Annotated in this window: 17 protein-coding genes and 1 tRNA gene; 14 read left to right on the forward strand and 4 right to left on the reverse strand. The window is 57.2% G+C overall.

What is annotated here, in order from left to right; all coding sequences use genetic code 11:
- Positions 1–68: 68 nt before the first annotated feature.
- The 5 genes from rapZ (at position 69) to GXP70_RS02240 (ending at position 4,209) form a co-directional block, all read left to right on the forward strand.
- On the forward strand, positions 69–956 hold the full coding sequence (rapZ, locus tag GXP70_RS02220; protein ID WP_162354972.1) for an RNase adapter RapZ: 888 nt from the start codon (positions 69–71) through the stop codon (positions 954–956).
- Positions 957–964: 8 nt separating this feature from the next.
- Entirely contained in the window at positions 965–1,951 is a 987-nt protein-coding gene (locus tag GXP70_RS02225) for a gluconeogenesis factor YvcK family protein (protein WP_162354973.1), read from the forward strand.
- A 6-nt stretch (positions 1,952–1,957) separates the two neighbouring features.
- Positions 1,958–2,887 carry a DNA-binding protein WhiA gene (whiA, locus tag GXP70_RS02230; RefSeq protein ID WP_162354974.1) on the forward strand — a complete coding sequence of 310 codons (930 nt, stop codon included), beginning with the start codon at positions 1,958–1,960 and terminating at the stop codon, positions 2,885–2,887.
- Positions 2,888–2,987: 100 nt separating this feature from the next.
- The gene (locus GXP70_RS02235) at positions 2,988–3,257 is read left to right on the forward strand and encodes an HPr family phosphocarrier protein (protein ID WP_090583454.1); all 270 of its coding nucleotides are present in this window, start codon (positions 2,988–2,990) and stop codon (positions 3,255–3,257) included.
- Between the two features lie 178 nt (positions 3,258–3,435).
- Entirely contained in the window at positions 3,436–4,209 is a 774-nt protein-coding gene (locus GXP70_RS02240; protein ID WP_162354975.1) for an SIMPL domain-containing protein, read from the forward strand.
- A gap of 103 nt (positions 4,210–4,312) precedes the next feature.
- Here the strand turns inward: GXP70_RS02240 and sda are convergent, their stop codons facing one another.
- The 3 genes from sda to GXP70_RS02255 all read right to left on the reverse strand — a co-directional run bounded on the left by sda (position 4,313) and on the right by GXP70_RS02255 (position 5,872).
- Positions 4,313–4,630, reverse strand: a complete 318-nt coding sequence (gene sda / locus GXP70_RS02245; protein ID WP_162354976.1) for a sporulation histidine kinase inhibitor Sda — start codon at positions 4,628–4,630, stop codon at positions 4,313–4,315.
- Positions 4,631–4,873: 243 nt separating this feature from the next.
- Positions 4,874–5,455, reverse strand: a complete 582-nt coding sequence (gene clpP / locus GXP70_RS02250; RefSeq protein WP_318652431.1) for an ATP-dependent Clp endopeptidase proteolytic subunit ClpP — start codon at positions 5,453–5,455, stop codon at positions 4,874–4,876.
- 342 nt (positions 5,456–5,797) lie between these two features.
- Positions 5,798–5,872: transfer RNA gene (locus GXP70_RS02255), tRNA-Arg, on the reverse strand.
- A gap of 269 nt (positions 5,873–6,141) precedes the next feature.
- Between GXP70_RS02255 and GXP70_RS02260 the strand changes: the two genes are divergently transcribed.
- The 7 genes from GXP70_RS02260 to GXP70_RS02290 all read left to right on the forward strand — a co-directional run bounded on the left by GXP70_RS02260 (position 6,142) and on the right by GXP70_RS02290 (position 14,529).
- Positions 6,142–7,179: a sugar-binding transcriptional regulator gene (locus tag GXP70_RS02260; RefSeq protein WP_162354978.1), complete on the forward strand. Its 1,038-nt coding sequence runs from the start codon at positions 6,142–6,144 to the stop codon at positions 7,177–7,179.
- A gap of 126 nt (positions 7,180–7,305) precedes the next feature.
- Complete coding sequence (gap, locus tag GXP70_RS02265; RefSeq protein WP_162354979.1) at positions 7,306–8,310, forward strand: type I glyceraldehyde-3-phosphate dehydrogenase; 1,005 nt, start codon at positions 7,306–7,308, stop codon at positions 8,308–8,310.
- A 365-nt stretch (positions 8,311–8,675) separates the two neighbouring features.
- Positions 8,676–9,857, forward strand: coding sequence for a phosphoglycerate kinase (locus GXP70_RS02270; RefSeq protein WP_162354980.1), 1,182 nt, complete (start codon positions 8,676–8,678; stop codon positions 9,855–9,857).
- A 38-nt stretch (positions 9,858–9,895) separates the two neighbouring features.
- Positions 9,896–10,648, forward strand: coding sequence for a triose-phosphate isomerase (gene tpiA / locus GXP70_RS02275; protein ID WP_162354981.1), 753 nt, complete (start codon positions 9,896–9,898; stop codon positions 10,646–10,648).
- Position 10,649: 1 nt separating this feature from the next.
- The gene (gpmI, locus tag GXP70_RS02280; protein WP_162354982.1) at positions 10,650–12,185 is read left to right on the forward strand and encodes a 2,3-bisphosphoglycerate-independent phosphoglycerate mutase; all 1,536 of its coding nucleotides are present in this window, start codon (positions 10,650–10,652) and stop codon (positions 12,183–12,185) included.
- A gap of 100 nt (positions 12,186–12,285) precedes the next feature.
- Positions 12,286–13,578: a phosphopyruvate hydratase gene (gene eno / locus GXP70_RS02285; protein ID WP_162354983.1), complete on the forward strand. Its 1,293-nt coding sequence runs from the start codon at positions 12,286–12,288 to the stop codon at positions 13,576–13,578.
- 183 nt (positions 13,579–13,761) lie between these two features.
- On the forward strand, positions 13,762–14,529 hold the full coding sequence (locus GXP70_RS02290; RefSeq protein ID WP_225442637.1) for a sugar phosphate isomerase/epimerase family protein: 768 nt from the start codon (positions 13,762–13,764) through the stop codon (positions 14,527–14,529).
- Between the two features lie 275 nt (positions 14,530–14,804).
- Here GXP70_RS02290 and GXP70_RS02295 read toward each other — a convergent pair whose 3' ends face one another.
- Complete coding sequence (locus GXP70_RS02295) at positions 14,805–15,746, reverse strand: AraC family transcriptional regulator (RefSeq protein ID WP_162354985.1); 942 nt, start codon at positions 15,744–15,746, stop codon at positions 14,805–14,807.
- 189 nt (positions 15,747–15,935) lie between these two features.
- On the opposite strand from GXP70_RS02295, the gene GXP70_RS02300 reads away from it, so the two are divergent.
- Together GXP70_RS02300 and secG are read left to right on the forward strand one after the other, a co-directional pair.
- Positions 15,936–16,871 carry a phytanoyl-CoA dioxygenase family protein gene (locus GXP70_RS02300; RefSeq protein WP_162354986.1) on the forward strand — a complete coding sequence of 312 codons (936 nt, stop codon included), beginning with the start codon at positions 15,936–15,938 and terminating at the stop codon, positions 16,869–16,871.
- 116 nt (positions 16,872–16,987) lie between these two features.
- Entirely contained in the window at positions 16,988–17,224 is a 237-nt protein-coding gene (gene secG, locus GXP70_RS02305) for a preprotein translocase subunit SecG (protein WP_162354987.1), read from the forward strand.
- Positions 17,225–17,291: the final 67 nt, after the last annotated feature.

Here is a 17,291-nt window from a genome sequence, read left to right on the forward strand (position 1 = left end):
GGCTTGATGCGACGCGCGCCGTCCGGACCGGCGGCAGCGCGTTCGGTCAGGAGGAGGAGGGATTGACGATGGAAGCGGGAACGGCGAAGGCTAGACTCGTCATCATCACGGGCATGTCGGGGGCCGGCAAGACGATTGCGGTGCAAAGCCTGGAGGATCTTGGCTTCTTCTGCGTCGATAATTTGCCGCCGGTGCTTATTCCGAAGTTCGCCGAGCTGATCGAGCAGTCCAATGGCAAAATCGGCAAGGTGGCGCTCGTGATCGACTTGCGCGGGCGCGAGTTCTTCACGGCATTGTCGGAATCGCTCAACTACGTGAAGGAGCATTTCACGATCGGATACGAAATCTTGTTCCTCGACGCGACGGACAGCGTGCTCGTTCAGCGGTATAAGGAAAGCCGCCGGATGCATCCGCTGGCGTCCGAAGGGCTGCCGCTGGAAGGCATCAAGCTGGAGCGCCGGATGCTGGAGGACTTGAAGGGCTGGGCGACGCAGGTGATCGACACGAGCAACCTGAAGCCGGCGCATTTGAAGGAACGCATTAAGTCCCGGTTCACGAATACCGACCTGAGCACGATCTCGGTGAACGTGACATCCTTCGGGTTCAAATACGGCATTCCGATCGATGCCGATCTGATTTATGATGTCCGCTTCCTGCCGAATCCGCATTACGTGGACCATCTGCGTCCGAGCACGGGCCAGGATCCCGAAGTGTATGATTATGTCATGAAGTGGCCGGAGACGCAGACGTTCCTGGCGAAGCTGCTGGATATGCTCCAGTTCCTGATCCCCCTGTACCACAAGGAGGGCAAGAGCCAAGTCGTCATCGGCATAGGCTGCACCGGGGGGAAACACCGCTCGGTCGCCATTGCGGAATATTTGGGCCGCATGCTGGGCAGCAGCGATACGGAGATCGTGCGTGTCAGCCATCGGGATGCAGATCGTGATCGGAGCTGAGGCGAAACATGACGGAGCATAGACAACAAGAACAGAAGCCTCGGATCGTCGTTATCGGCGGCGGCACGGGTTTATCGGTGATGCTGCGGGGATTGAAGGAGAAGCCGCTCGACATTACCGCCATCGTTACCGTTGCGGATGACGGCGGCAGCTCCGGCATCCTCCGGAGCGAATTGCAGATGCCCCCTCCGGGCGATATCCGAAGCGTGCTCATCGCGCTTGCGGATGTCGAGCCGCTGCTCTCCGACATGCTGAAGTACCGGTTCAATTCCGGAGCAGGGCTTGCGGGGCATAGCCTGGGCAATCTCATGCTGGCGGCCATGACGGATATCTCCGGCGATTTCGTCTCCGGGGTCCGCATGCTGAGCAAGGTATTGGCCGTCCGGGGGCGCGTGCTTCCGGCAGCCGGCGAGGCGATCGTCCTGAAGGCCGAGACGGTCGACGGGACGATCATCACGGGGGAATCCAATATCCCGAAAGCCGGCCAGGCGATCAAGCGGGTCTTCATCGAGCCGGCCGACGTGGAGCCCCTGGAAGAAGCGGTCGAGGCGATCCGGGAAGCGGATGCGATTCTGATCGGCCCCGGCAGCCTGTATACGAGCATCATTCCGAATTTGCTCGTCCCGAAATTGGCGCAGTCCATCGTGGAATCGGAAGCGGTCAAGATCTTCGTCTGCAACGTGATGACGCAGCCGGGAGAGACGGACGATTACACGGTCAGCGACCATTTGGCGGCGGTTCACGCGCATATCGGGCATCATCTCTTCGATTACGTCATCGTGAACGATGGCGAAATTCCGGAGCAGGTGCAGCAGAAATACGCCGAAATGGGCGCCAAAGCGGTTCATTTGGATTTGGAAGAAGTGACGCGGCGGGGCTATAAGGTCATTGCCGACAAGCTCGTCTTGTTCCGCACCTATTTGCGGCATGACGCGGCAAGGCTGAGTCATCATATCTATCAGCTTGTGGAAAACTGGATGCAACGAAAGAGGTGAGGGTACGTGTCTTTTGCGGGACAAACCAAAAAAGAATTGACGCTCATCGAAGCGGATCCATGCTGCGAGCTGGCGGAGCTGTCGGCGCTAATCCGCATGAACGGTTCGGTTTCGTTGTCCAGCCGGAAAGTCATCCTCGATATATCGACGGAAAACGCAGCAATCGCAAGGCGGATTTATTCCCTCATCAAGAAACAGTTCGCGGTGCATACCGAGCTGCTCGTTCGCAAGAAAATGAGGCTGAAGAAGAACAACGTCTACATCGTGCGGATTCCGGCCAGAGTGCAGGAGATCTTGAGCGAGCTCAAGATCGTCTCCGAGGGATTCGTATTCAATCAGGGCATCGATAAGGAGATTATCCGCAAATCGTGCTGCAAGCGTTCCTACTTGCGCGGCGCCTTCCTGGCGGGCGGTTCGGTGAACAACCCGGAAGGCTCTTCGTATCACCTGGAAATTGCCACGATGTATGAGGAGCATTGTCAGGCGCTCGTAGAGCTGGCGAACAAGTTCGACTTGAATGCCCGCTGCATCGAACGGAAGAAGGGGTTCATCTTCTACATGAAAGAGGGCGAGAAGATCATCGAGCTTCTCAGCATCATCGGCGCGCATCAGGCGCTGTTCAAGTTCGAGGATGTCCGAATCATGCGGGATATGCGCAACTCCGTCAACCGGATCGTTAACTGCGAGACGGCGAATTTGAATAAGACGATCGGGGCGGCTGTCCGTCAGATCGATAATATTAAGCTGCTGGAACGGGAGATCGGGCTCGAATCGCTGCCCGAGAAGCTTCGCGAAGTGGCGCATATAAGGCTGGCGCATCCGGACCTGAACTTAACGGAAGTCGGCGAGATGCTCAAAGGGAAAGTGAGCAAATCCGGCGTTAACCACCGCTTGCGCAAAATCGACGAGCTTGCGGAAAAAATTAGGAACGGTTAGGCAAAGGCTAGTGTACAAGGCGTATAAGTGGTATAATAACGAGTAAAATGACGTTAGTTTGCATGTAAGGGTTGAATTTCGTATAGGGGGTAAGGTTTCCATGACAAGGCATCCGGTTGTCGTTCGACTGAAGACGGGTCTTCATGCAAGACCGGCCGCACTTTTTGTTCAGGAAGCGAACAAGTTTTCTTCCGAAGTCTTCGTAGAGAAAGACGATAAAAAAGTGAACGCAAAATCGATTATGGGGATTATGAGCCTTGCAATCAGTTCCGGTACTGAAGTGACGATAAGCGCGGAAGGTTCGGATGCCGACCAAGCTGTAACCGCTTTAGTCAATTTGGTTAGCAAGGAAGAGCTCGAGAACCAATAATTAGGATCATACCGGCTGTTCCAGGCCGTTCGTTTCGATGATGAGGAAACTCCCGCAGGGGGGTTTTTTCTGTTTATACCGGGCGATCGGGAACTTTTTGAAGCGCTCGCAACATCGGCGGCGCCAAGCGCGTCTAGTAGGTATGCAACACCTATTCCTGGTAAAAGGGGCGAGCAAAATGATGATGATGAAACCGAAGTGGGCGCTTGTGCCCGCATTGGCGCTGGCGGTCGGCGTCGGCGCGATGTTCGGAACCGGCGGACATGGCGTCAAGCCGGCGTACGCGGTGGACAACGGCGCGATCGTGCAGAAGAGCACGATTACGGTAGCGGGCACCGGGAAGATCGATGCGGCTCCGGATGTGGCGTACTTGAATGTGGCGGTGGAAGCGAGAGCGGCTACGGCGAAGGAAGCGCAGTCGAAGAATGCGACGCAATTCGCGGGACTGACGAAGCTGCTGTACGATACGTACAAGACGGACAAGAAGGACGTCAAGACGACAGGATTCTCCGTGCAGCCGGAATATGAATACAACAGCAAGGACGGCACGAGCAAGATCAAGGGCTATCTGGCCGTTCACAACATTCAAGTGACGACCCGTAACCTGGATGGCATCGGCAAGCTGCTGGATGATCTGTCGGCTTCGGGAGCCAATCGCGTGGACGGCGTGCAGTTCGATACAGAGAAACAAGAGCAATACGAGCTGCAGGCGCTGGATAAAGCGATGGCGAATGCGAAGGCGAAAGGGGAGGCGCTGGCGAAAGCGGCCGGCAAGCAAGTGAAGGAAGTGCTGACCATCACGCAGAACAGCGCGAACAGCGGCCCGATCTTCTACGGCAAGGCGGAAATGGCGGCAGCGACGAATGCAGCGGCGGATTCGGCGAGCACAAGCGTACAGGCCGGCGAGATTACGATCAGCACCGACATTACCGTCGTGTACGAAATGCAATAAGCAAGAAGCTAAGAAGGCAGCCCCTTCTCCGGTCGGAGAAGGGGCTGCCTTTATGATGAGCTCAGACATTCATGACGTCCGCCGAACCGGCAGTTCGGACGGTCTAGGCCGGTGACTGGCGTTCCGTGTTGACATTCAGACCGCGCTGTTCGATGGCATGTTCGATTAAGGCAATGAACTCTTCCGAAAGCTGCATCGCTTTAGCTTCCTGATAGACTTCGATTAAGTGAGTGTCGCTGAGCGGGCGCAGTAATAGAGACCTGTCTTGCATCGGTAAAAACAAATTCTGCGTGTCGGCTTCATTAGCGGAAGCGTGCTGAAAATTCGGTTCGAACGCAGGTGCATAAGGTGCATAGGCGGTGTTCGGTTGGTTGGGTCGAATGAAATTTCGCACGCTTGCGAAGGGGTTCGTAAGTTTCATGCGTGTGCAACTCCGTTTTTTAGATTTCAATGACGGCATAGTAACGGCAACCTAACTCAAGGTGGATATGGAATGATTTAGTTTATCGTAACATGATTCCCGTGCAACGTCCCTAATCATTCAACGGGTTGAATAGTAGTTGACAAAACTGTCGTCGTGTGGTAAGAGTGTTGAATGTTAAGGGAATGAAAAGAGCGCTAATCCGCGATGGATTAGCGCTCTCTCGGTTCCGGCGAACCGGGTTTACAGCTTCTCGATGACTTTATCGACGAGACCGTAGGCTGCGGCTTCCGCCGCGGACATGAAGTAGTCGCGGTCGGTGTCGCGCTCGATCTTCTCCAGCGTCTGGCCGGTGCGTTCAACCAGAATACGATTAAGCGTGTCGCGCGTCTTCAGAATGTGCTTCGCGCGGATCTCGATATCGCTCGCCTGGCCTTGCGCGCCGCCGAGCGGCTGGTGGATCATTACTTCGCTGTTAGGCAGCGCGTAACGCTTGCCTTTGGCGCCGGCCGCCAGAAGGAAGGCGCCCATGGAAGCGGCCATGCCGACGCAGATCGTCGACACCTGCGGCTTGATGAAGTTCATCGTATCGAATATAGCAAGACCTGCCGAGACCGAACCGCCAGGGCTGTTAATGTAGAGCGAGATGTCTTTGTCGGGATCGTCGGCCGCAAGGAACAGCAGCTGCGCGATAATGGAATTGGCGACCATGTCGTTGACAGGCGTGCCAAGGAATACAATCCGATCCTTCAGCAAACGGGAGTAAATGTCGTAAGCGCGCTCTCCGCGGTTGTTCTGCTCGATAACCATAGGTACGAAATTCATCGATTCCATTTGTATTTCCCTCCTAGAACGGTAGTGGTTGTGATGTGCTGCTTATATACACTCATCATAACGGAAAGAAACTTAAAAGTCAAAGAAGGTCAAATCATTAGTCAAAGGCATTCGGCGCTCCGATAACGCCGCGAAGCAGCGCTTCGAAGCGGCACGCGTTCCTGCGGAAGTCCGGAAGTCGCAAGGTTACTCCGGGACGGATTTGGAGATGCTGGTTGAGGTGGCGAACGGCCAATGAGGCATGCAAAAAGGGCCTCCCGATACGTCGGAAGACCCTGCGTTTATGTAAATGTACGATCCGTTTATATAAACTAAGATCAATCGAGAAGTAAATGGCGCGCCCGCGAGGAATTGAACCTCGATCTCAGGCTCCGGAGGCCTACGTCATATCCATTGGACCACGGGCGCGTTTGTGACAGCAAATATGATTATAGGGGATTACGAGCAGAAAAGCAAGGCCGGTGCGAAAAATAATTTTGAGTAAATCGTGACAGTAATCGTTTTCAATCGCCAAACCGACCTTGCCCCCAAGAATCGAATGGGTTACAATATAAGTGGGACTTAAAATGATCATGCGGGACATTTTTCGTCCACGGTAATGACGTCTCACATGATGATTGATTGATGTCTCAATTCGAATTGCCCCAGCTCTTCTGCAACAGGAGTGGATGTTGACTATGCACGATCTCATCGCCATACAACAACAGCTTCTGCCGGATTTGCTTGTCGTCATGCGCAAGAGATATCTGATTCTCCGCCAGGTCATGCTCTCGGATATGATCGGCCGCCGCTCGCTTGCGGCCTCGCTGGAGATGACGGAGCGGGTGCTCCGCGCGGAAACGGATTTCTTGAAGGCGCAAGAGCTGCTGATTATCGATGCCGCCGGCATGCGAATCAGCGAAGCCGGCCGCCGCCTGCTCGACGAGATGGAGCCGTTCTACAAAGCGATGTTCGGCTTGTCCGAGCTGGAAGAGAAGATCCGCAGGCATTTCGGCTTGCAGCAAGTGGTCATCGTGCCGGGGGACGCGGACGAGTCGCCGGTCACGAGGCGGGAGCTTGGCAAAGCCGGCTGCAGCGTGCTTCGGAAGGCAATGGGCAACAACGATGTCGTCGCCGTTACGGGCGGAACGACGCTTGCCCAGGTGGCGAACCAGCTGACCTCGCAGACGCCGCTCAAAGGGAATCTGTTCGTCCCGGCGCGGGGCGGGCTCGGCGAGAGCCTGGATTACCAGGCCAACACCATCGCTTCCACTATGGCGAAGCGGACGGGAGCGCAGTATAGGATGCTTCACGTGCCTGACCATTTAGGCGAAGAAGCATATACGTCCTTAATGCAGGAACCGAACGTGCGCGAAATCGTGGAAGTCATCCGCAAGGCCCGCATTGTCATTCACGGCATCGGAGACGCTATGGTAATGGCCAGGCGCAGACGCGTGGACGACACGGTCGTCGAGGCTATGACAGCGGAAGGCGCGCTCGCCGAATCGTTCGGGTATTATTTTGACCGGAACGGCGCCGTCGTGCACAAGATGCTGACCGCAGGCTTGCGGCTGGAAGACATTATGGGAACCGAAGTCGTCATCGCGATCGCGGGCGGGCGAAGCAAGGGCGAGGCCATTGCCGCCGTCATGCGTTTCGGCCATGATGACGTGCTGGTGACGGATGAATCGGCTGCGCTGGAAATCGCGGCGATCATCGACAAGAAACCGGATTAGCTGCATGAATGAATGAATGAGCGAATGATTACGAACAGCGGCGTTATCATGACGCATCGGGGATAGCTTCGGCTGTCCGCGGCCGCGTCTTGAAATAAATGAAATGATGTCTAGGAGGAAACTAAAATGGTAAAAGTTGGTATTAACGGATTTGGTCGTATCGGTCGTAACGTATTCCGCGCAGCGCTGAACAACCCGAATGTTGAAATCGTCGCTGTCAACGACTTGACGGACACGAACACGCTGGCTCACCTGCTGAAGTACGACACGACGCACGGCAAGCTTGACGGTACTGTCGAAGCCAAAGAAGGCGCACTGATCGTGAACGGCCGCGAAATCAAAGTTTTTGCCGAGCGCAATCCTGAGAACCTTCCATGGGCATCCGTAGGCGCCGAAATCGTCGTTGAATCGACGGGTATCTTCACGGCGAAAGAAAAAGCCGAGCTTCACCTGAAAGGCGGCGCGAAGAAAGTTATCATCTCCGCACCTGCTTCCAACGAAGACATCACGATCGTTATGGGCGTTAACGAAGACAAATACGATGCGGCTTCGCACACGGTTATCTCCAACGCTTCGTGTACGACGAACTGCCTGGCTCCGTTCGCGAAAGTACTGAACGACAAGTTCGGCATCGTTAAAGGCATGATGACGACGGTTCACTCCTACACGAACGACCAATCCGTGCTGGACGTGCCTCATAAAGACCTGCGCCGCGCCCGCGCTGCAGCAGAAAACATCATTCCTTCCTCGACAGGCGCTGCAAAAGCGGTATCCCTGGTACTGCCTGAGCTGAAAGGCAAACTGAACGGCATGGCTATGCGCGTTCCTACGCCTAACGTTTCCGTTACGGACCTCGTTGCCGAGCTGAAAGTCAACGTTACGGTTGAAGAAGTGAACGCAGCGTTCAAATCCGCTTCCGAAACGTCGCTGAAAGGCATCTTGAACTACTCCGAAGAGCCGCTCGTATCGAGCGACTACAACGGCGACCCGGCTTCCTCCACGATCGACGCGCTGTCGACGATGGTTGTCGAAGGCAACATGGTGAAAGTCATTTCCTGGTACGATAACGAGTGGGGCTACTCCAACCGCGTCGTTGACCTGGCTGCATATATCGCATCGAAAGGTCTGTAAGAGGACGGTCAGCCCACGAGGCTCCCTTGCGTAAGGGGGCTTCCGAGGCTCCCCTCTGAACACCCGATGTTTGGCGAAGGAGCTGCCCCGGTAGCTCCTTCGCGGTGGTTTACGGGGGCCCGCCATACGCCCTTGTCGCTCCGCCCTGCGGGGCTTCGCGGGGGCGTATGGCGGTTCCCTGCTGAAACCGGGACGGCACGGCGCCCGAGGCGCCGCTGAAGCGCAAGAGCACGGCCGCTGCGCGGCCATTACACATAGACAAGAGATCCGCTGGCTTGCGGAATGGATAGCATGGAGAATTATAAATATACTTCGACCTTTTTTCCGCCTTGCGGCGGCTTGGGTACTCGGGAGGAATTCTGCTTATGAACAAGAAGAGTGTGCGCGACGTAGAAGTAGCAGGCAAACGTGTATTTGTTCGTGTGGATTTTAACGTGCCGATGGAGAACGGAGCGATTACGGACGATACGCGGATCCGCGAGACGCTGCCGACCATCAAGTATCTGATCGAGAACGGCGCGAAAGTGATTTTGGCGAGCCACCTGGGCCGTCCGAAGGGTCAAGTCGTGGAAGAAATGCGCTTGACGAAAGCCGGCGAGCGTCTGTCCGAGCTGCTGGGCAAGCCTGTCGTCAAAGCCGACGAAGCGATCGGCGACGCGGTGAAAGCGAAGGTAGCCGAGCTGAAAGAAGGCGACGTGCTGCTGCTCGAGAACGTTCGTTTCTATGAAGGCGAAGAGAAGAACGATCCGGAATTGGCGAAAGCCTTTGCCGAGTTGGCCGACCTGTTCGTCAACGACGCATTCGGCGCCGCTCACCGCGCGCACGCGTCGACGGAAGGCATCGCGCACTTCCTGCCGGCCGTATCCGGCCTGCTGATGGAGAAAGAGCTGGACGTGCTCGGCAAAGCGCTGCTGAACCCTGAGCGCCCGTTCACGGCAATCGTTGGCGGCTCCAAGGTTAAGGACAAAATCGATGTCATCAACAAAATGATCGAAATCGCCGACAACATCATCATCGGCGGCGGCTTGTCCTACACGTTCTTCAAAGCGCAAGGCCATGAAATCGGCCAATCGCTGTGCGACAATTCCAAGCTGGATCTGGCCCTCGAGTTCATCGAGAAAGCGAAATCCCTCGGCAAGCAATTCCTGCTGCCGGTCGATATCGTCATTACGGACGAGTTCAGCGCGAAAGCAAACACGAAGATCGTCGACGTCGACGGCATCCCGGCCGACTGGGAAGGCATCGACATCGGTCCGAAAACGCGCGAAATCTACGCGGACGTGATCAAGAACTCCAAGCTGGTCGTCTGGAACGGACCGATGGGCGTATTCGAAATCGAACCGTTCTCGCACGGCACGCGCGCCGTAGCGCAGGCTTGCGCGGAAACGGCGGGCTACACGGTTATCGGCGGCGGCGACTCCGCTGCGGCAGCCGAGAAGTTCCACCTGGCCGACAAGATGGACCACATCTCCACGGGCGGCGGCGCATCGCTGGAATTCATGGAAGGCAAAGCGCTTCCGGGCGTCGTAGCATTGAACGATAAATAAGGCGTAAGCAAGAGTAAGCCGAAGGAGCGATAATGACTATGCGTAAACCGATTATTGCGGGTAACTGGAAAATGTTCAAAACCGTTTCCGAAGCGACTGCATTCTTCGCGGACGTGAAAGGCAAAGCGGAAGTCGACGGCGTCGAGGCCGTCATCTGCGCGCCGTTCACGACGCTGCCGGCGCTTGTAGAAGCGGCGAAAGGCACTTCGATCGCCATTGGCGCGCAGAACGTACACTTCGAGGACAATGGCGCGTACACGGGCGAAATCAGCGGCATCATGCTGAAGGATCTCGGCGTGAAATACGTCATCATCGGCCACTCCGAACGCCGCGCGTACTTCGCGGAAACGGACGAAGTCGTGAACAAGAAAGTGCAAGCGGCCTTCAAGCACGGCTTGACGCCGATCGTCTGCGTCGGCGAGAAGCTGGAAGAGCGCGAAGCCGAGCAAACGAAGAACGTATGCAAAGTGCAAACGGAAGCGGCTTTCCAAGGGCTGTCCGCGGCGCAAGCCGCTGAAGTGGTTATCGCGTACGAGCCGATCTGGGCGATCGGAACGGGCAAATCGTCGACGTCCGCCGACGCGGAAGACGTTATTGCTTTCATTCGCGGCGTGGTCGCAGGTCTGTATGACGCGGCAACGGCAAATGCGGTCCGTATCCAATACGGCGGCAGCGTAAAACCGAACAACGTAAGCGAATATATGGGTCAATCCAACATCGACGGCGCCTTGGTAGGTGGAGCGAGCCTTGAGCCTGCTTCCTTCATCCAGCTTGTCGAGGGGGCGAAGTAACATGACGGCACCGGTAGCACTGATTATTCTGGACGGCTTCGGCCTTCGCAACGACGTGACGGGCAACGCGGTCGCGCAAGCGAACAAGCCGAACTATGACCGGTACTGGGCGACTTATCCGCATACGACGCTCACGGCGAGCGGCGAAGCGGTAGGTTTGCCGGACGGCCAAATGGGCAACTCTGAGGTTGGGCACTTGAACATCGGCGCAGGCCGGATCGTGTACCAGGACTTGACCCGCATCAGCAAGTCGATCCGCGACGGCGAATTCTTCGCCAACGAAACGCTGCTTGGCGCCGTTCGCCATGCCAAGACAAACGGCAAGAAGCTGCACCTATACGGCCTGCTGTCCGACGGCGGCGTTCACAGCCACATCGCGCATCTGTTCGCCTTGCTTGAGCTGGCGAAACGCAAAGGGCTGGAAGACGTATATATCCACGCGTTCCTTGACGGCCGCGACGTATCGCCCGACAGCGCGAAAGGCTATCTGGAACAGCTGACGGCGAAGATCGCGGAAATCGGCGTTGGCCGAATCGCGACCGTACAAGGCCGTTATTATGCCATGGATCGTGACAAGCGCTGGGAGCGCGTCGAGAAATCGTACCGCGCCATGGTGTACGGCGAAGGTCCGGCATACGCGGACCCGATCGAGGCGGTAACGGAATCGTACGAGAAATCGGTATTCGACGAGTTCGTCATGCCGACGGTCATCGTCAAAGAAGACGGCAGCCCCGTGGGCGTCGTGGAATCGGGCGATGCGGTCGTGTTCTTCAACTTCCGTCCGGATCGCGCGATCCAGCTGTCGCAGGTGTTCACGAACGAAGACTTCCGCGGCTTCGAGCGCGGCCCGAAAGCGCCGAAGGACCTGTACTTCGTCTGCTTGACGCTGTTCAGCGAAACCGTCGGCGGGTATGTTGCGTATCAACCGAAGAACCTCGACAACACGCTCGGCGAAGTGCTCGTGCAGAACAAGAAGCGCCAGCTGCGTATCGCCGAGACGGAGAAGTACCCGCACGTCACGTTCTTCTTCAGCGGCGGCCGCGATACGGAGCTTGAGGGCGAGACGCGCATTCTCATCCCTTCGCCGAAAGTCGCGACTTATGACCTGAAGCCGGAAATGAGCGCGTACGACGTTGCGGCGGCAGCGGTGAAAGAAATCGAAGCCGACCGTCAAGACGTCATCATCCTGAACTTCGCCAACCCCGACATGGTCGGCCACTCCGGCATGCTGGAGCCGACGATCAAGGCGGTCGAAGCGACGGACGAGTGCTTGGGACAAGTCGTGGAAGCGGTGCTGGCCAAAGGCGGCGTATGCCTCATCACGGCGGACCACGGCAATGCGGATATGGTCATCGACGAGAAAGGCCGTCCATTCACGGCCCATACGACGAATCCGGTTCCGTTCATCGTAACGAAGCAAGTCGGAGCGCTGCGCGAAGGCGGCATCCTGGCGGATATCGCGCCGACGATCCTGCATTTCGCGGGTCTGAAGCAGCCGGCAGAAATGACCGGCCAGTCGCTTGTCCAAGGCGGGTAGATACAGTACAATCGATAACGACCAAGTGCGGTTCGGCTGCGCCATGAGCGGCGCGCCCGGCCGCAACTAAACGATAAATATCCGAAGGAGTGTTTCGTTCATGTCTATCATTACTGACGTATATGCACGCGAAGTGCTTGATTCCCGCGGCAACCCTACCGTTGAAGTCGAAGTCGTGCTGGAGTCCGGCGGCAAAGGCCGCGCAATCGTGCCATCCGGCGCATCCACGGGCGCATACGAAGCCGTTGAGCTTCGCGACGGCGACAAATCCCGTTACCTCGGCAAAGGCGTGCTGAAAGCCGTCGAGAACGTGAACACGATCATCGCGCCTGAAATCATCGGCCTGGACGCGCTGGACCAAGTGCTGATCGACCGCAAGATGATCCAGCTGGACGGCACGCACAACAAAGGCAACCTTGGCGCCAACGCGATTCTCGCCGTATCCATGGCTTGCGCGCGCGCAGCAGCAGATGCGCTTGACGTGCCGCTGTACACGTATCTGGGCGGATTCAACGCCAAGACGCTGCCAGTACCGATGATGAACATCGTCAACGGCGGCGAGCATGCCGACAACAACATCGACGTGCAAGAGTTCATGGTTCTGCCGGTCGGCGCGGACAGCTTCAAAGAAGCGCTTCGCATCGGCGCCGAAATCTTCCACAACCTGAAATCGGTTCTGAAAGACAAAGGCCTGAACACGGCAGTCGGCGACGAAGGCGGCTTCGCGCCGAACCTTGGTTCCAACGAAGAAGCGATCACGACGATCATCTCCGCAATCGAGCGCGCTGGCTACAAGCCGGGCGAAGACGTATTCCTCGGCATGGACGTTGCGTCCACGGAGTTCTACAAAGACGGCAAATACCACCTCGAAGGCGAAGGCCGTTCGTTCACGTCCGCCGAGTTCGTGGACCTGCTTGCTTCGTGGGTTGACAAGTATCCGATCATCACGATCGAAGACGGCTGCTCCGAAGACGACTGGGAAGGCTGGAAGCTCCTTACCGACAAGCTGGGCGGCAAAGTGCAGCTCGTTGGCGACGATCTGTTCGTAACGAACACGGAACGCCTGTCCGACGGCATCGAGAAAGGCGTAGGCAACTCGATCCTCGTTAAAGTCAACCAGATCGGTTCCCTGACGGAAACGTTCGACGCCATCGAAATGGCGAAACGCGCCGGCTACACGGCCGTTATCTCCCACCGCTCCGGCGAGTCCGAAGACAGCACGATCGCGGACATCGCGGTTGCGACGAACGCCGGCCAAATCAAAACGGGGGCTCCGTCCCGTACGGACCGCGTTGCGAAATACAACCAATTGCTTCGCATCGAAGATCAATTGGGCTCCACGGCGCAATACGCCGGCAAGAGCGCGTTCTACAACCTGAAAAACTTCAAATAATTAAGGTTTATCGGGTTCGAAGGCGCGGGCAGAAGCCAAAAAAACAAAAGAATGTCCCAAAAGGCGCGGTAGTTTCGCCGGGAGGGACGGCGCATAATGAGGGGAGAGAAGCAGGCGCAGCGTCTGCGGCTCTCCTCTTTCTATAGCTAGACGCGATCGACAATACTTATTATTGAGGTGGATATGGTGGCAAAACCGGTAGTCAGCTTGCAATTGTACACGCTTCGCGACCAGACGGAGAAGGATTTTCTGGGCACGATCCGCAAAGTGGCGGAAATGGGTTATTCGGCAGTCGAATTCGCGGGGTACTACAACACGCCGGCGAAAGAGCTGAAGGCGCTGCTCGACGAGCTCGGACTGGAAGCGCCTTCTTCCCACGTCGGGCTTAATTTCGGCGAACCGGAGAAAATCGCCGCCGACCTGGACAAGCAAATCGAATATGCCAAGGAGCTTGGCCTTAAGTATATCGTAACGCCTTGGGCGCCGCTGCCGGAGAATCCGACGATGACCGACGTCGACAAGCTGGCGGGCATCCTGGAAGCGGCAGGCAAGCAGGTAACGGCGGCCGGGTTGAAATACGGCTACCACAACCACGACTTCGAATTCAAGCAAGTCGAAGGCAAGCCGATCATCGACTTGCTGCTGGAGAAAGTATCCCCGGACTACCTGATCGCCGAATTCGATCTGGGCTGGGTGCATATGGGCGGCCAGAACCCGGTCGATTATGTGAAGCGTTATGCCGGCCGCGTGCCGCTGGCGCATTTTAAAGATTTCGGCGTCGGCCGCAGCGATACGGAAGTCGGCAAAGGCGTCGTCGACCTGAAGGGCGTGCTGGCGATCGCCGAGCAAGCCGGCATCGAATATTTCATCGTGGAGCAGGAGCAGTTCCAGCAATCGTCGCTTGAGAGCGCGAAGCTGAGCCTGGACTTCTTCCGCGAGAACGGATTCTAATCGATTGGCGGGCCCCGCGCTTGAGACTGCTCGAGCGGCGGGGTTTTTTCGCGATCCTACGCGCAAGTAGTAACTGGAAGTCATAGCGCAATTAGCGTGCAATAGAAGCGGCTGCATCCCGTGCGTAACGGGCTGCAGCCGTTTGCCGTTGCGGGCGGAGAAGCGGGAGAAGGCGCGAGGAACGGCGCCCGCCTTGCGCATAACGCCTATCGCCGCCGGACGCATAAGAGGATGAGCAGGCTGCGCGGCAGCCTGCTCCCGAATGATTCGGCGCATCAAATAAACCGGCTGACGCTGCGATATTTGCCCGGAGGGAGGCCGGCATGCTGCTTGAACCATTTGGTGAAGTTGTGGATGCTGCCGGCCTCGAGCTCGTCGGCGATGGCGAGGAGCGGCAGGTCGGAGCGGGCAAGCAGGTCCTTGGCCAGCTGCAGCTTGCGGCCCATGAAATAGTCGTAGGGCGTGACGCCAAGCTGCGCCTTGAACAGGCGGGCGATATGATCCGGATGGTAGGCGCTCCATTCGCCGAGCCAGCGATGATTGTACCGCTCGCGGGCGCGGGCGTTCAACTGTTCGGCGATGCCGCCGATGAGCGGCGGGACCGGTTCCTTATGTCCGGGGAGCCGTTCATGCTGCTTCAGAGCGGCCAGCAGCTCGAGCAGCAAGCCGCGCAGCATGGGTCCCTTGAAGCACCGCTCTTCCATGCCGAAGCATTCGGCGATCCGGGCAAAACGGGGCTCGAACCGCTCTACGGATAACGCACGGCAATCCGACAGCACCAAGGCTTCTTCATCGGACGTTTCACTGCCGCCGCTGCCGATCCGAATCCGGTTATCCCGGCGCTCGTCTATCGCCGGATCGAACGATGCCTCCCGGATCGAGAGCGCCGCGTCCTGCGCCGTATACTCCCCGGTCGGGCTGAAGTGCAGGCCGTACAGCAGGAACGGTCTATCCTCGTCCGCGACGAAGCGATGCACCGTATCCGGCCCGTAATAGAACAGGCAGCCGGGCGTCGCTTCGTAATGCGCCCCCTGTATCGAGGCAGCGCCCCGTCCTTCCGCCACCAGGATGAATTGATGCTCGGCAATGACCCGCGGTCCGAAGCTGAAGCCGGGCAGACACTGCATCCGGTTCGCATACCGGACGACGGGCTGCAGCGCTTCCCAGGCAATTGTGACCGGCCGATCCGGGATGCCTTGGCGTGCAGGCTCAAGCATATGGATTCACCTCGCGAATGCGTTTGCAATCTATCGTTCAGCGTTAAAAGATCATCGAACGATTGCAAATACTTCTTATTGCGATAAGCATACAATGAGCGCATAAGGTCGGCAATGGTTAAACCGCCCGTGCGGAATGATTCATGCCGGTCATCTTCAATCATCCTAAACGAAAAGGCGGGGATCGGCATGGATCCGGCAACTAAACCGGCCACACGGCCATTCGAGGACGCAACGCCGCTGCTGACGCAGCCGGAGGAGCTGCGGAAAGTCGCGGCGGAGAAGGGATACTTGTTTTTTAAGCACTTTTTCGCCCGGGAAGAGATCATGGAGATGAGGAGCCTGCTGCTCGGCATTCTGCAAGAGGAAGGACTGCTCGATCCCGGTCGGCCGCTGCTGGACGGCATCGGCAATCAGCCGGTCATCGACGCGCTGTCGCAGGAGGAGGTCAACTGGAACGGGATCGGCACGACGCGGCAGGTGTACCATAAGGTGCAGAAGCTGCAACAATTTCATGCTTTCGCCCACCATCCTAAGCTGCTCGCGATGTTCGGCGCCTTGTTCGGCGAACGGGTTTTCCCGCATCCGCGCAACATCGCCCGCATCATGCTGCCGAGCGAAGAGCTGAAAGTAACGCCGCCGCACCAGGACTTCCTGCACATTCAAGGGAGCGCCGATACATGGACCTGCTGGGCGCCGATGGGCGACGTGCCGCGTTCGCTCGGCGGGCTCTCGATTCTCGAAGGCAGCAACAAGGCCGGCCTGCTCGGCGTTACGGCGGCCGAAGGCGCCGGCGGATTGGAGACGATTCTGTGCAATCTCGGCTACGAGTGGGCGGAGGGCGATTACGAAGCGGGCGACATGATCATTTTTCACAGCTTGACGGTGCACAAGGCGCTGCCGAACCGGGAGCCCGGACGCGTCCGTCTGTCGCTCGACCTGCGTTATCAGCCGGTCAGCCAGCCGATCGAGCACGCGTCGCTCATGCCGCACGGGCCGTTCGAGTGGGAGGAGCTGTACGAGGGCTGGACGCGAGAGGATCTGATGTACTACTGGCAACGGGAGGAGTTTCAGTTCCTGCCGTTCGACGAATCCATCCGCTGGCAGAAGGATAAAATCTGTTAGCTTGTATTCATCTTCCCCCTGTGATACAATGAGAGTGCTGTTTCTAGGTCTTGTCCCCTCTATCGACAAGGCAGCGGCAAACGACAAATTTGCTCCTTGTGCAGGAGGTGGAACTCATGGATGTTACGTTTAAAATTTTGCTCGTTATTTTCGCGCTTGCGCTGATTGGCGTCGTTCTCCTTCAGAAAGGGAAGAGCGCAGGGCTTTCCGGCGCGATCTCCGGCGGTGCAGAGCATTTGTTCGGCAAAACGAAAGCACGCGGTCTGGACCTGTTCCTGCAGCGTTTGACAGTTGGTGTTGCAGCGGGCTTCTTCATCCTGGCGCTTGTTGTTGCCTATTTGGTGAAAACTTAATGACAACCTTGAAAGCGGGCTTCGGCCCGCTTTTTTTAGTGCCGTTTGACGGTGGAAGATGTTAACA

The organism is Paenibacillus lycopersici, from assembly GCF_010119935.1.
In the GTDB taxonomy this organism is placed as follows: domain Bacteria; phylum Bacillota; class Bacilli; order Paenibacillales; family Paenibacillaceae; genus Paenibacillus_Z; species Paenibacillus_Z lycopersici.

Excerpts from the sequence above, each read along its gene's own strand:
- GXP70_RS02235 (WP_090583454.1), top strand. The coding sequence starts at position 2,988 with ATGACAAGGCATCCGGTTGTCGTTCGACTGAAGACGGGTCTTCATGCA.
- clpP (WP_318652431.1), bottom strand. The coding sequence starts at position 5,455 with ATGAATTTCGTACCTATGGTTATCGAGCAGAACAACCGCGGAGAGCGC.
- gpmI (WP_162354982.1), top strand. The coding sequence starts at position 10,650 with ATGACGGCACCGGTAGCACTGATTATTCTGGACGGCTTCGGCCTTCGC.
- GXP70_RS02270 (WP_162354980.1), top strand. The coding sequence starts at position 8,676 with ATGAACAAGAAGAGTGTGCGCGACGTAGAAGTAGCAGGCAAACGTGTA.
- rapZ (WP_162354972.1), top strand. The coding sequence starts at position 69 with ATGGAAGCGGGAACGGCGAAGGCTAGACTCGTCATCATCACGGGCATG.
- eno (WP_162354983.1), top strand. The coding sequence starts at position 12,286 with ATGTCTATCATTACTGACGTATATGCACGCGAAGTGCTTGATTCCCGC.
- GXP70_RS02225 (WP_162354973.1), top strand. The coding sequence starts at position 965 with ATGACGGAGCATAGACAACAAGAACAGAAGCCTCGGATCGTCGTTATC.
- sda (WP_162354976.1), bottom strand. The coding sequence starts at position 4,630 with ATGAAACTTACGAACCCCTTCGCAAGCGTGCGAAATTTCATTCGACCC.
- GXP70_RS02295 (WP_162354985.1), bottom strand. The coding sequence starts at position 15,746 with ATGCTTGAGCCTGCACGCCAAGGCATCCCGGATCGGCCGGTCACAATT.
- GXP70_RS02240 (WP_162354975.1), top strand. The coding sequence starts at position 3,436 with ATGATGATGATGAAACCGAAGTGGGCGCTTGTGCCCGCATTGGCGCTG.
- secG (WP_162354987.1), top strand. The coding sequence starts at position 16,988 with ATGGATGTTACGTTTAAAATTTTGCTCGTTATTTTCGCGCTTGCGCTG.
- tpiA (WP_162354981.1), top strand. The coding sequence starts at position 9,896 with ATGCGTAAACCGATTATTGCGGGTAACTGGAAAATGTTCAAAACCGTT.
- GXP70_RS02300 (WP_162354986.1), top strand. The coding sequence starts at position 15,936 with ATGGATCCGGCAACTAAACCGGCCACACGGCCATTCGAGGACGCAACG.
- gap (WP_162354979.1), top strand. The coding sequence starts at position 7,306 with ATGGTAAAAGTTGGTATTAACGGATTTGGTCGTATCGGTCGTAACGTA.
- GXP70_RS02260 (WP_162354978.1), top strand. The coding sequence starts at position 6,142 with ATGCACGATCTCATCGCCATACAACAACAGCTTCTGCCGGATTTGCTT.
- GXP70_RS02290 (WP_225442637.1), top strand. The coding sequence starts at position 13,762 with ATGGTGGCAAAACCGGTAGTCAGCTTGCAATTGTACACGCTTCGCGAC.